13 protein-coding genes are annotated in these 12,931 nt (G+C 67.4%); 10 read left to right on the top strand and 3 right to left on the bottom strand.

Annotated features, from left to right (window positions below; all coding sequences use genetic code 11):
• The first annotated feature begins 48 nt into the window (after positions 1-48).
• The 7 genes from hisF to NWE53_RS19710 all read left to right on the top strand — a co-directional run bounded on the left by hisF (position 49) and on the right by NWE53_RS19710 (position 5,178).
• Positions 49-813 carry an imidazole glycerol phosphate synthase subunit HisF gene (gene hisF / locus NWE53_RS19740; RefSeq protein WP_265051057.1) on the top strand — a complete coding sequence of 255 codons (765 nt, stop codon included), beginning with the start codon at positions 49-51 and terminating at the stop codon, positions 811-813.
• Between the two features lies 1 nt (position 814).
• A complete protein-coding gene (locus tag NWE53_RS19735; RefSeq protein ID WP_265051056.1) occupies positions 815-1,135 on the top strand; it encodes a phosphoribosyl-ATP diphosphatase in 321 nt (106 codons plus the stop codon).
• An 85-nt stretch (positions 1,136-1,220) separates the two neighbouring features.
• Positions 1,221-2,195 carry a type I pantothenate kinase gene (gene coaA, locus NWE53_RS19730; protein WP_265054957.1) on the top strand — a complete coding sequence of 325 codons (975 nt, stop codon included), beginning with the start codon at positions 1,221-1,223 and terminating at the stop codon, positions 2,193-2,195.
• 16 nt (positions 2,196-2,211) lie between these two features.
• Positions 2,212-2,739 (top strand): DUF1697 domain-containing protein, encoded by a 528-nt coding sequence (locus NWE53_RS19725; protein ID WP_265051055.1) that lies wholly within the window; start codon positions 2,212-2,214, stop codon positions 2,737-2,739.
• Positions 2,740-2,780: 41 nt separating this feature from the next.
• On the top strand, positions 2,781-3,236 hold the full coding sequence (locus NWE53_RS19720; protein WP_320109522.1) for a YqaA family protein: 456 nt from the start codon (positions 2,781-2,783) through the stop codon (positions 3,234-3,236).
• A 70-nt stretch (positions 3,237-3,306) separates the two neighbouring features.
• Positions 3,307-3,657, top strand: a complete 351-nt coding sequence (locus NWE53_RS19715; protein ID WP_056800272.1) for a RidA family protein — start codon at positions 3,307-3,309, stop codon at positions 3,655-3,657.
• Positions 3,658-3,870: 213 nt separating this feature from the next.
• Positions 3,871-5,178, top strand: a complete 1,308-nt coding sequence (locus NWE53_RS19710) for a hypothetical protein (protein WP_265051054.1) — start codon at positions 3,871-3,873, stop codon at positions 5,176-5,178.
• A 19-nt stretch (positions 5,179-5,197) separates the two neighbouring features.
• On the opposite strand, the gene NWE53_RS19705 is transcribed toward NWE53_RS19710, so the two are convergent.
• On the bottom strand, positions 5,198-6,346 hold the full coding sequence (locus NWE53_RS19705; protein ID WP_265051053.1) for an aminotransferase: 1,149 nt from the start codon (positions 6,344-6,346) through the stop codon (positions 5,198-5,200).
• 369 nt (positions 6,347-6,715) lie between these two features.
• Between NWE53_RS19705 and NWE53_RS19700 the strand changes: the two genes are divergently transcribed.
• The 3 genes from NWE53_RS19700 to NWE53_RS19690 all read left to right on the top strand — a co-directional run bounded on the left by NWE53_RS19700 (position 6,716) and on the right by NWE53_RS19690 (position 11,007).
• A complete protein-coding gene (locus NWE53_RS19700; protein WP_265051052.1) occupies positions 6,716-8,197 on the top strand; it encodes a cobyric acid synthase in 1,482 nt (493 codons plus the stop codon).
• Between the two features lie 193 nt (positions 8,198-8,390).
• Entirely contained in the window at positions 8,391-8,987 is a 597-nt protein-coding gene (locus NWE53_RS19695; RefSeq protein WP_265051051.1) for a TetR/AcrR family transcriptional regulator, read from the top strand.
• 64 nt (positions 8,988-9,051) lie between these two features.
• A complete protein-coding gene (locus tag NWE53_RS19690) occupies positions 9,052-11,007 on the top strand; it encodes an SDR family NAD(P)-dependent oxidoreductase (protein WP_442865044.1) in 1,956 nt (651 codons plus the stop codon).
• Here NWE53_RS19690 and NWE53_RS19685 read toward each other — a convergent pair.
• Together NWE53_RS19685 and NWE53_RS19680 are read right to left on the bottom strand one after the other, a co-directional pair.
• Positions 10,931-11,860 (bottom strand): NAD-dependent epimerase/dehydratase family protein, encoded by a 930-nt coding sequence (locus NWE53_RS19685; protein WP_265051049.1) that lies wholly within the window; start codon positions 11,858-11,860, stop codon positions 10,931-10,933. The two genes, NWE53_RS19690 and NWE53_RS19685, sit on opposite strands and share 77 nt — an antisense overlap.
• Positions 11,853-12,890: an MraY family glycosyltransferase gene (locus NWE53_RS19680; RefSeq protein WP_442864850.1), complete on the bottom strand. Its 1,038-nt coding sequence runs from the start codon at positions 12,888-12,890 to the stop codon at positions 11,853-11,855. Before NWE53_RS19680 ends, NWE53_RS19685 begins: the two co-directional genes overlap by 8 nt.
• Between the last annotated feature and the right edge of the window lie 41 nt (positions 12,891-12,931).

The following is a 12,931-nucleotide window of genomic DNA, read 5'->3' as shown; positions in this document are numbered from 1 at the left end:
CCGGTTGCGATCAATCGGTCCTGCGCCCGCAGGACAGCGTTGCCGCCGATGACCCTGAAGACCCGCATCATCCCCTGCCTCGACGTCAAGGACGGCCGCGTCGTCAAGGGCGTGAAGTTCCTCGATCTCGTCGATGCCGGCGATCCGGTCGAGGCCGCCAAGGCCTATGACGCGGCCGGGGCCGACGAACTCTGCTTCCTCGACATCACCGCGAGCCATGAGGACCGCGGCATCCTCTTCGACGTCGTGACGCGCACGGCGGAAGCCTGCTTCATGCCGCTTACCGTCGGGGGCGGCGTGCGCAAGGTCGAGGACATCCGCGCGCTGCTGCTCGCCGGCGCCGACAAGGTCTCGATCAACACCGCCGCCGTCACCAACCGGCAATTCGTCAAGGACGCGGCCGAGAAGTTCGGCGGCCAGTGCATCGTCGTCGCCATCGACGCCAAGCAGGTCTCGCCGGGCCGCTGGGAGATATTCACCCATGGCGGGCGCAACGCCACCGGCATCGAGGCCGTCGCCTTCGCCCGCGAGGTCGTATCGCTGGGAGCGGGCGAGCTTCTGGTCACCTCGATGGATCGGGACGGCACGAAATCCGGTTACGATCTCGGCCTGACCTGCTCGATTGCGGACGCGGTCCCGGTGCCCGTCATCGCCTCGGGCGGCGTCGGCGATCTCGACGATCTCGTCGCCGGCGTCAGCGAGGGCCATGCCTCGGCCGTGCTCGCGGCATCGATCTTCCATTTCGGCACCTACACGATTCAGCAGGCCAAGGCGCATATGGCGGATGCCGGGCTCAGGATGAGGCTCGTCTGAGATGAGCGGCTTCACCCTCTCCGATCTCGAAGCCCGCATCGCCGAGCGCGCCGCCGCATCGCCCGAGGAATCCTGGACGGCGAAGCTGCTGGCGGCAGGCCCCGAACGCGCCGCCAAGAAGTTCGGCGAGGAGGCGATCGAGGCCGTGATCGCCGCCGTGAAGGGCGATCGCGCCGAGCTGATCGCCGAGAGCGCGGACGTGCTTTATCATCTTTTGGTCGTGCTCAAGGCGCGCGATGTTGCATTGCAAGACGTCTTGAGCCAGCTTGAAGCCCGCACGGCCCGCTCCGGACTGGCGGAAAAGGCGGCCAGACGCGGGTAATTTGCCCGTTGATCGACTATCGCGAGGATGGACCCGCCAGGATGACCCTCCCTTGAATCTCGAAGCCTGGATTGCGGGTCGCGTCATGGACCAGCGCCTCATCTCAACCACGCCCGAACGCGATCTGGTCTCGCCCTATCGCCTGTTCTCGCGGGATGAATGGGCGCATCTGCGCGCTGACGCCCCGCTGACGCTCTCGGTCGACGACCTGACCAAGCTGCAGTCGATCAACGACCCGATCTCCCTCGACGAGATCGTGGCGATCTACCTGCCGCTGTCGCGCCTGCTCTCGCTCTATGTCGCGGCGACGCAGGGGTTGTTCAAGGCGACGCAGCGCTTCCTGATCGCCGAATCCGAGGTCAAGGTGCCCTATGTCATCGGCGTCGCCGGCTCGGTCGCGGTCGGCAAGTCGACCACGGCGCGCGTGCTGAAGGCGCTGCTCTCGCGCTGGCCGAACACGCCGAAGGTCGAGCTGGTCACCACCGACGGCTTCCTGCTGCCGAATGCCGAGCTCGAACGGCGCGGGCTGATGCAGCGCAAGGGCTTCCCGGAGAGCTATGACGGCTCGGCGATCCTGCGCTTCCTCTCCGACGTCAAGGCCGGCAAGCCGCAGGTGAAGGCGCCGGTCTATTCGCACCTCGTCTACGACGTCATGCCCGGCGAGACGGTGACGGTCGAGCGGCCGGACATCCTGATCCTCGAAGGGCTGAACGTGCTGCAACCGAGCCGGATGCCGAAGGACGGCACGGCCATCCCCTTCGTTTCCGACTATTTCGACTTCTCGGTCTATCTCGACGCCGACGAGCACGATCTGCATCGCTGGTACGTCAACCGCTTCATGACGCTGCGCCAGACCGCGTTCCGCGATCCCCGCTCCTTCTTCCGCAAATATGCGGAGATCGGCGAGGAAGAGGCGCTCTCCATCGCCGAGAAGCTCTGGACCGGCATCAACCTGCCGAACCTGCAGGAGAACATCCTGCCGACGCGCCAGCGCGCCAGCCTGATCCTGACCAAGGGCGCCAGCCATCGCATCCAGCAGGTCGCCCTGCGGCGCTTGTAGCGCGGCAGAAGCGGGCATGACGACTTATGTCGCCCTCCTGCACTCGATCGTGCTCGGCCCGGGCAAGCGAGTGGCGATGGCGGAACTGAAGGCCATGACGGCGGCGCTCGGCTTTGGCGATCCGCGCAGCTGGGTCGCCACCGGCAATCTGATCTTCGAGGGCGACGATGCCCCTTTGGCGGAGATCGAAAGCCGAATGGAGGACGGCTTCCGCTCCCGTTTCGGCAAGCATGTCGATATCATCCTGCGCACGGGGCAGGCCTGGCGGCAGCTTGCCGCCCAAAATCCCTTCCCGGACAGGAAAGGCGCGGAGATCGGCATCCGCGTCATGCGAAAGCCGCTCGGTCCGGAGGCTTTATCCATGCTCGGCGGGTTCTCCACGCCCGACATCGGCCTCGCCCTCGCGGATGGCGATCTCTGGATCGATTTCGGCGGCGAACCGAACGAGGCGAAGCTGCTTTCGCATCTGACGACGAAGAAACTCGGCATCGGCACGCTGCGCAACGCCAACACCGTCAATGCGCTTGCCGCGATGCTGGACTGATGCCCCGGCCAGCCCACTCGGCGCGATAGGAACCCCTGGCGGTGCTGGAGAACCTTGATATTTCCTCTCTCGGCCTGATGGCCGCTGCGGCCTTCGTCGCGGCGACGTTGCTGCCCGCACAGTCGGAAGCCGTCTTCGTCGGGCTGCTCGCGGCGAAGAGCGTGGACCCGTTCGCGCTTTTCCTGACCGCGAGCCTGGCGAACACGGCCGGCTCGATCGTCAACTGGTGGCTGGGGCGGCTGATCGCGCGCCACGGGGTCGATAAGCTGCCGGCTCGCCTGCGGCCGGATCCAGCCCGCTTCGCCCAGGCCCAAAACTTCTTCACCCGCTTCGGCTGGCCGTCGCTGCTGTTCTCCTGGCTGCCGGTCGTCGGCGACCCGCTGACCTTCGTCGCCGGCACGCTGAACTATCCGTTCGCACGCTTCCTGGTCCTCGTCGTGCTCGGCAAGGCCGGCCGCTATGCGGCGCTCTGGGCCGGCTGGGCGAGCCTGGCCTAGTCGCCTTATCATTTGCGAAACCGGCCGGGCCGGGCTACCAGCGAAGGCGTTCGTCCAAGGAGATTATATTATGAGCATTCAGCGTATCGGCGTCGGCCCGCGCATGTCCAAGGCCGTGGTGCATGGCGACACCGTCTATCTGGCCGGCCAGGTCGCGGACAAGGCTGCCGGCAAGAGCGTGGGCGAGCAGACCGCCGACATCCTCGGCATCATCGACGGGCTCCTGGCTGAGGCCGGCACCGACAAGACGAAGCTGCTGATGGTCAATATCTGGCTCTCGGACATGTCGACCTTCGCCGAGATGAACGCCGTCTGGGACAAGTGGATCGTCGCCGGCCAGACCCCGGGTCGCGCCACGGTCGAGGCCAAGCTGGCCGCGCCGCAGTTCACGGTCGAGATCGCGGTCATCGCCGCGAAGTAAGCATCGAGAGCATTCCGCGCGCCTTCGAAGCGCGGAATGCTCCATCTCCCTGTTTTATCGCATTTTCTTAACGCGAACCTGTATCCTCTTCGCTCGAAAATGCTTTAAGCCGGGCCGGAGCGGGAGGCACCCATCAGCCAGTCCGACGAGATCGCCCCGCTTCTGGCGCGCGTCGCCGGACGCCAAGGCCTCCCGCCGGTGGCGCTGGCGGCGATGATCGCGGATTGGCTGCGCCGCCCCGGCTCGACCTCGCCCACCGAGGCCTTGCTCGATCGCAAATCGGCCGACTTCCTCGCCTTGGCCGAACGTCTGGCGCTGCCGGTCGGCGACGAAGAGATCCAGCGCCTGCGTGCTGCGGCAGGCGGCGCCATCGCTGCTGGCCGCCTCGCCGATGCCGACAAGGCCCTGGCGCAGGCCGAGCTTCATGCCATCGGCGGCTCGACCGACCTCTCGACATTGCCGCTCGAGCGCCGGCTGCTGATCGGCGAGAACCGCGCCGACCGGGCGGCGCTCAGCTTCCTGCGCACCACCTCGGACGGCTATCGCGAGGCCGCCGCCCGCTATGGCGAAGCCTCCGCCCTGATCGGTCTCGCCGATGTCGACCACAGCCGGGCCGCGGCGCTGGCTCAGGCAAAGGCGCTGGCCCGCATCAGCGAGGATTTCGGCGGCCGCGACGGCTACGATGCTGCCATCGACGCCTTGCGCCGCCTGCTCGACGGGCTGGACACCCTGGCGGATACCGTCGCCTTCGCCGGTGCCGAGGAATCGCTGGCAGCGGCACTGGAAGGCCTCGCCGCTCTCACCGGCGAAGCAAAACTGCTCGCCGTCGCGCTCGGCCATTGCCGCGCCGGCATCGAATATCTCGGCCGGGACGAGGCGCCGCCGCTCTGGCGCGCGCTGAAGCTGCGGCTGGGCCGCCTCGCGGTGACACTTGGGGTCGCGCAGAAGGACGACGAGCTTCTCGAAGAGGCGATCGCCACCTATGCCAGCGTGCTGACCACCTGGAGCCGCGCCGACGACGAGACGCGCTGGCTCGAAGCCGAGCACATGATCTCGCGGGCCCGCGCGACGCTCGGGCGGCGCCGGAACGATCTTTCCCTGCTGGAACGCGCCTTCAACGGCCTCAACCGGGTTTCCATGGCGACCGAACGCAGCCGCGAGCCGCTGCGCTGGGCCGAGCTTCAGGACCAGATGGGCAGCGTGCTGGCCGCCATGGGCGAGCGTTACAGCGAACCGGTGGTGATCGAAGAGGCGATCGCGGCTTTTGCCGCCGCGCTGGAAGAGCGCCGGCAGGAGTGCGCGCCCCTGCTCTGGGCGCGCAGTCTCGCCAATCAGGCCGAGGCCATGCTGCAGCTGGCACGACGCAACAAGGACAAGGAGCTCGCCCAGAAGGCGCTGGCCCAGCTGATGACGGCGGCGGAGACGGCGCGCCAGTCGGCCGGCAGCGATTCGGTCGCCGCCGACCTGCAAAAGCGACTCGTCGCCGCCGGTGCGGTCGCAACCAGGCTGCTCGGCGCCTGAAGGCCGGCGACGGCCTGCTTCAGCGCGGGCGACGGCCCGCCAGCCTCTCCAGCGCCGCATCGAGCGTCGCATCGCGCTTGGCGAAGCAGAAGCGCACGACGCTCTTCACGGCCCCCTCGGCATAGAACGCGCTCACAGGGATCGCCGCGACGCCGCTTTCGGTGACGAGGCGCCGGCAGAAATCGGCGTCGTCGCTCTCGCCGAGCGGGGCGATGTCGACATTGAGGAAATAGGTCCCCGCGCTCGGCAGCACCGCGAAGCCGAGATCGCGCAGGCCCGTGGCGAAACGGTCGCGTGAGCGCTGGAAATCGGCGCGCATGTCTTCGAAGTAGCCGTCCGCCTTGCCCAACCCGTAAGCCACCGCCGCCTGCAGGTTCGGCGGGGTGGTGAAAGTGATGTACTGATGGGCCTTGGCCAGGACGCGCATGACCGCCGGCGCGGCCATGACGAGCCCGACCTTCCAGCCGGTCAGCGAGAAGATCTTGCCCGCCGACGAGATCTTGACGGTGCGCTCGCGCATGTCCGGCCGGCCGAGCAACGAGGCGTGGCGGTGCCCGTCAAACACGACGTGCTCCCAGACCTCGTCGCAGATCGCGATCGCATCGTGCCGGACACAGAAATCGGCGAGAAGATCGAGATCGGCCTCGCTGAAAATCGTGGCCGTCGGATTGAGCGGGTTGTTGAACAGCACCACCTTCGTCTTCGGCGAGAAGGCCTTGGCCAGCGCCTCCTCCGTCAGCCCGAAATGCGGCGGCGTCAGCGTCACGAATTTCGGGATGCCCCCGGCGCGCCGCACCAGCGGCAAATAGGCATCGTACATCGGCTCGAACAGCACGACCTCGTCGCCGGGCGTCACCAAGGCCATCAGCGCGCCGGCGATCGCCTCGGTCGCGCCCGAGGTCACCATGATCTCGCTGTTCGGATCGAGATCGAGGCCCTGCCAGCGCTTGTAATGCGTAGCCGCCGCCTGACGCAGCTCGGGCAGGCCCATCATCGGCGGATACTGGTTCCAGCCATCCATGACCGCGTCCGCGGCCTTGCGCCGCACATCCTCCGGGCCGGGATCATCGGGGAAGCCCTGCCCGAGATTGACCGCGCCGGTTTCGCGCGCGAGCTGCGACATCGCCTCGAAGACGGTGGTCGGAAGAGCGGAGAAGATCGGATTCATCGCAAAGGCCGGCGAGAGCAGAGAGGGAAGCCGGCTTTACCATGCCGTTTGCCCGAGCGCATCCGGGCGCGCCCCGGCGGGAAAGGTTCTCGAAAACTGCCGACTGATGAATGTTGACATTCGTCATCGGTCAGTGTCTATTGATTGTCAGCCGGTCCTCGGCGGAACCCTGTTGCGACTTCGCCCCTTTGGCGCAGCAGGATGCCGCAGTGGACCGGCGAACCTTGTCAGGATCGTGGTGCCCTTCGGAGGCGCCGCCAGCTCCCGCGCCGTTCCGACAGACAGCACCACATTTCAGCGCTTCCATTGCATGCGGGTTGTCCGGCTCGACGGCTTTTCGCGCGAGGGATAACCGCGCTAAGCAGGGCGATGTCCCGCTCGCCCACCCCGGCCATCATGATCCTCGGCACCGGCTCCAATGTCGGCAAGTCGCTGATCGTCGCAGGGCTCTGCCGGCTCTTCTCCGATCGCGGACTGCGCGCGCGTCCGTTCAAGCCGCAGAACATGTCGAACAACGCCGCCGCCACCGCCGATGGCGAGATCGGCCGGGCGCAGGCGCTGCAGGCCCGGGCTGCGCGCGTCGCGCCGCATCCGGACATGAACCCCGTCCTGCTGAAGCCGGAGGGCGAGCAGGGCAGCCAGATCATCCTTCAGGGCCGCGTCGCCGGCCGGCTGAGCTCCCGCGATTTCGCGCGGCGCGGCGATTTCCTGCCGCGCGTCCTCGAGAGTTTCGAGCGCCTCGGCGAGCAGGCCGACCTCCTCATCGTCGAAGGCGCGGGCTCCCCGGCCGAAACCAATCTGCGCGCCCGCGACATCGCCAATCTCGGCTTCGCGCGCGCGGCGAACGTGCCGGCCGTGCTGATCGGCGACATCGACCGCGGCGGCGTGATCGCGAGCCTCATCGGCACCCATGCCGTGCTCGACCCGGCCGACCGGGCGATGATTCGCGGCTTCGCGATCAACCGCTTCCGGGGCGATGTCGGGCTGTTCGGCCCGGGAGTCGAGACCATCGCAAAGGCCACGGGCTGGCCCTCGCTGGGTGTCATCCCCTGGTTCGCGGAGGCCACACGATTGCCTGCCGAGGACGGGCTCGACATCCGTTCGGGGCGCAAGACGGGAGCCCGATTGAAGATCGCCGTGCCCGTGCTGCCGGGCATCGCCAATTTCGACGATCTCGACCCGCTCAAGCTGGAAAGCGAGGTCGACCTCGCGATGATCGGCCCCGGCCAGGCCCTGCCGGGAGATGCCGACCTCGTCATCCTGCCGGGCTCCAAGACGACCCTGCGCGACCTCGCGGCGCTGCGGCGCGAGGGCTGGGATATCGACATCCTCGCCCATCGCCGGCGCGGCGGGCATGTGCTGGGGCTGTGCGGCGGCTATCAGATGCTCGGGCGCGTGGTGCGCGACCCGCTGGGGCTGGAAGGCCCGGCCGGAGAGGCGCAAGGCCTGGGCCTGCTCGACGTCGAAACCAGCCTCGACGCCGAGAAGACGGTCCGCGAGGTCGAGTTCGGCGACGCCGCCAGCGGTGCGCGGGGATGGGCCTACGAAATACATCTCGGACGCACCGAGGGCGGCGACACCTCGCGCGCGCCGTTTATCGTCGATGGACGGACGGAGGGCGCTGCCAGCCCGGATGGCCGCATCGCCGGCAGCTATCTGCATGGCGTCTTTGCTTCCGACGCAGTGCGCGGCGCCTGGCTCGCTCGCGTTGCCGGCCGCGATCTGCCGTCGTCCCTGAACTACGACGATGCGGTCGAAAAGACGCTGGATGCGCTTGCTGGCCATCTGGAGCGCCATCTCGACATCGATACATTGACGGATATCGCCAAATCGCGGCCAACGGCATCATGAGCCGGGGAACTTCCGGCGCCGCGGATCATTGGTTGACGGGACTGGCAGTGCTTGTCAGGACGTGTTTCGGATCGGAATTGATATGCATCAAGGCAAAAGTCTTTATTCGCCATTATGTTGACGAATGACGAAATTCGTCATAAGGATCAATTCTTCACCGCATTCGTTGAAATATAAACAAGCCGGCGCCGCCGTGAGTCATTCCGAACGCGATACCAAGCAAATCATCGTCGACACCGCCGAACGCTTCTTTCGCGATATCGGGTATCAGAAGACGACCGTCGCGGACATAGCGAAGTCCCTGCGGATGAGCCCCGCGAATGTCTATCGCTTCTTCGACTCCAAGAAGTCGATCAACGAAGCCGTGCTCGAGCGTTACAAGCGCGAGCAGGAAGAAGCGATCGCCACCATCGCCGTCGAGGATCGCCCCGCCACCGAGCGGCTGCGCGACATCCTCGCCACCTCCTTCCGTCTCAACGCCGCCCGTTTCGCCGGGCATGCCCGGATGCAGGAGATGGTCTGTGCGGCCATGGAGGAAAGCTGGGACGCGATCCTCGCCCATATCGAGCGCTTCGACGTCGTCCTGCGCCAGGTCGTCGCCGATGGCATCGCCCGCGGCGAATTCCGGCCGATGGAGCCGGCCCATGCGACCGGATGCATCCGCACCGCGATGATCCGCTTCATGCACCCGCTGCTGATCACGCAGTGCGAGTGTATTCCCGGCCCCTCGCCCGACGAAATGATCACCTTCGTGCTCAGCGCGCTGGAGGCGAGGCCGCAGCCGAACTGAGCAACCGCGCGACGCTGCGTTGACAAGCCATCGAGGGAGCGGGATACCCCGCGTGATGGCCATCCTGCCCAAACAGAATCTCAAGAAAACAGCCGTCGTCATCCACGATCTCGTGATGACGGGGCTGGCGATCTGGCTCGTCTTCGTCGTTCGCTTCGAGGGCTGGCAGCTCGACGAGCATCTGCGCTACCTGCCGCGCTTCCTGCCCTTCTTCGTGGCCTATGCCGGGCTGGTCTACTGGTTCTTCTCGCTCTACCGCTCGAAATGGCGCTTCGCCTCGCTGCCGGACCTGTCGAATATCGTCAAGGCCGTCACGGTCCTGACCTTGACCCTGCTGGCGGTCGACTATGTGCTGGTCGCGCCGAACTTCTACGGCGGCTTCTATTTCGGCAAGATCACGATCGCACTCTACTGGCTCGTGCAGAACTCGCTGCTCGGCGGGCCGCGCCTCGCCTATCGCTACTTCAAGTTCGCCCGCTCGCGCTCCAGCGCGGAACGCGAGGCGACCCTGCCGACGCTGATCCTCGGACGCGGCGTCGAGGTCGAAATGGTGATCCGCGCGATGGAAGCCGGCACGATGCGCAGGCTGCGGCCGGCTGGCATCCTGACGCCTCGGACGGACGATCTCGGCCAGTCGATCCGCGGCGTGCCGGTGCTCGGCCTGCTCTCGGATATCGAAACGATCGCCGCCGACGCCGTAGAGCGCGGCGAAGGCTTCCGCCGCATCGTCGCCACGCCCTCGGCACTGCTGCCCGAGGCGCAGCCCGAGAAATGGCTCGCCCGTACCCGCAAGCTCGCCCTCCCGATCTCCCGTATCGAGGCGTTGGGCGAAGGCGTGCGCGACACCGAGGTCGCTCCGCTGGAAATCGAGGACCTGCTGGTGCGCTCCACGGTTTCCATCGACCGCGAGCGGCTGGGGGCGTTCCTCAAGGGCAAGCGAGTGATCGTCACCGGCGGCGGCGGTTCGATCGGCTCGGAGATCTGCCTGCGCTGCGCCGCCTTCGGTGCGGCCGAGCTGCTCGTGGTCGAAAGTTCCGAACCCGCCCTGTTCCAGATCACCGAACAGCTCTCGTTCCAGGCGCCGGAGACAGCCGTCGCCGGCGTGCTCGCCGATGTGCGCGACCGTGAGCGCATCATGCCGCTCTTCACCGCCTTCCGGCCCGACATCGTCATCCACGCCGCCGCGCTGAAGCATGTCCCCTATCTGGAGGCGGACTGGAGCGAGGGCATCAAGACGAACATCTTCGGCTCGGTGAACGTCACGGATGCCGCCGTCGCCTCGGGCGCCAAGACCTTCGTGCTGATCTCGACCGACAAGGCGATCGAGCCGGTCTCGATGCTCGGCGCGACCAAGCGCTTCGCCGAGATGTATGCGCAATCGCGCGATGCCGAGTTCGTGGCGGCCGCCTCCGGCGTGCGGCTCGTCGCCGTGCGCTTCGGCAATGTGCTGGGATCGGTCGGCTCCGTCGTGCCGAAATTCAAGGCCCAGATCGCCCGGGGCGGGCCCCTCACCGTGACCAGCCCGGAGATGATCCGCTACTTCATGACGATCCGCGAAGCCTGCGATCTCGTCCTGACGGCGGCCTCGCACGCGCCCGCAGGCGGGCCTGATGCCGAGCGGGCGGCGGTCTATGTGCTCAAGATGGGCCAGCCGATGCGGATCATGGATCTGGCCGAGCGGATGATTCGCCTTGCCGGCTTCGAGCCGGGCGAGGACATCGAGATCATCGTCTCCGGCGTCAGGCCGGGCGAGCGGCTGAACGAGATCCTGTTCGCACACGACGAGCCGATGGCCGAGACGGGGCTCGACGGCGTCATGGCGGCCAAGCCGATCTTTGCCGGGCGGGCGCGCATCCAGGGTTGGCTGTCGCGGCTGGAGAGCGCCCTGAAGGCCGACGACCGCGCCGCGGCCAATGCTGTCCTCGACGAGGCGATCCCGGATTTCAGCCGGCGCGAGCAGTCGCAGCCAGACGCGCCAGAGCCGCTTTCGTCTCTGCCGGCGGCCGCCAGCCGGCCCTGAGCAGGCGCTCTGGCCGCGCGACGAGGCTACCCGCCAGCTTGAGGAAGGTCTCCTCGCGCCCGGTAAGGCGTGCCAGCATCCTCAGCCATGGCTCCGGCACCGGCAGCAGCCCCGGAGCGCGGCCGAGGCCGGAGCGCATCGCGGTGAGCATATCGGCGACGCTGACCGGCTCGGGGTCCGAGACCGTGCAGGCCTGCCGCGCCGGGCAATCCGGCGTCAGCGCGAAACGGATGGCATCGGCCATGTTCTCGACGGCCAGCAGCGAGCGCGGCGCCCTCAGGCCCCCCAGCGGCAAGGGTATCGGCAGCCGCGCGAGCCGGAGCAGCGCCGCCATGTTGGCCTTGACGCCGGGCCCGTAGATCAGAACCGGGCGCAGTGCGACCCAATCGAGGTCGAGTTCTCCCAGGCCGCGTTCGGCCGCGAGCTTGGAGCGGCCATAGGCGTCACCCGGCGCCGGCTCTGCCGTCTCGGACAAGGGCGGGCCATCGAAGGCGCCTGAGAGGGCCTTGATCGAGGACAGAAGGACGAAGCGCCGCACGCCAGCAGCAGCGGCAGAGCGTGCCAGATCCAGCGTCGCGTCGGTGTTGATACGGGTGTAGAGCGCTTCGTCGAGGCCGGGGCCGGCATGGGCGAGGCCAGCCATGTGCACGACATGGTCGACGCCATCCAGGGCGGGGCGCCAATCGACCGGCCCGCGGAGATCGCCGACCAAGACGCTTTCGACGCCGTCCGGCGCCGGTTGCGGGCGGCGCTGGGCGAGACGCAGGCGATACCCCGCCTGACCGAGCGCGGCGACGACATGCGGGCCGACAAAACCGCTTGCCCCAGTAAGAAGGATGCGTTCGTTAGCCATGGCTCGGCCCGGTCGCGAAACGGTGCAGCAGCAGGCCTGTCAATAGGGCGGCAGCGGCAAGGCAAGCCAGTTGGATCCCAAGCTGCGGCAAGGCGATCGAAAAGCCCGCCAGCGCTGCCAGGGCAAAATTCAAGAGCGCGACCCGACCGACCACCGCGAGCACGCTGAAGCCGTTGGTGGTCGCCTGCTGATAGAAATGCGAGCGATGGGCTTCCCAGACCTTCTCGCGCCGGGCCAGGCGGCGCAGCAGCGTGATGGTGGCGTCGGCGATGTGATAGAGCGGCAGGATCACCGCCGCGGCGAAGGCGCCGGTCCCGGCCAGCCGATAGAGCAGATAGGCGGTGAGGAGGCCGATCGGCAGCGAGCCGACATCGCCAAGAAACAGCCTTGCCACCGGCCGGTTGAAGGGGGCGAAGCCGACGAGACCGCCGCAGAGCGCCGCCGCCAGCCATCCCGTCACCGGATCGATCACCCCGCAGGTTCCGGCCAGGGCGAGAGCAGCCGCGAGCGGCACGATACCGGCGACCGTCATCCAGTCGAGCCCGTCCATGAAGTTGACGAGGTTGACGAACCAGATTCCCGCCAGCAGGGCGAGGGCGCGCTCGACCGCCAGAGGCATCATTTCGGGAAACAGGCGCAGCTCAGGCGCGGCGCCAAACAGCACGATGCCGACGCAAGCGGCTTGAAGAACGAGCCTCAGGCTCGCCGGCAGGGGCCGGATATCGTCCCAGGCACCGACCATGGCCAAGGCTGCCGCGGCGACGCCGACGATCAGGACGGTGCGGCGTGCCTCGTCTTCGACCGGGCTCAACCAAAGGGACAGCGCCAGGGCCAGAAACGCGCCGACGAGCACGGCGATGCCTCCGCCCTGCGGCGTCGGAATCTTGTGGCTGGAGCGCGCATTCGGCCGAGCAAGCGCATAGCGCACCAGAAGGGGACGCAGCCCGACGCAAAGCACCGCCGCCAAAAAGGCGGCGGCGGCAAAGACGGCAAGTGGGACAAGCAGGTTGGTCAAAGCGGGCCGCACCATAGTCGAGGTGGCGCAAAAGCCTAGTGGCTATCGTGCGCGGC

The organism is Bosea sp. NBC_00550 (assembly GCF_026020075.1).
In the GTDB taxonomy this organism is placed as follows: domain Bacteria; phylum Pseudomonadota; class Alphaproteobacteria; order Rhizobiales; family Beijerinckiaceae; genus Allobosea.
Note: the sequence above shows the minus strand (reverse complement) of the source record. Positions and strands in the feature narration are given on the sequence as shown.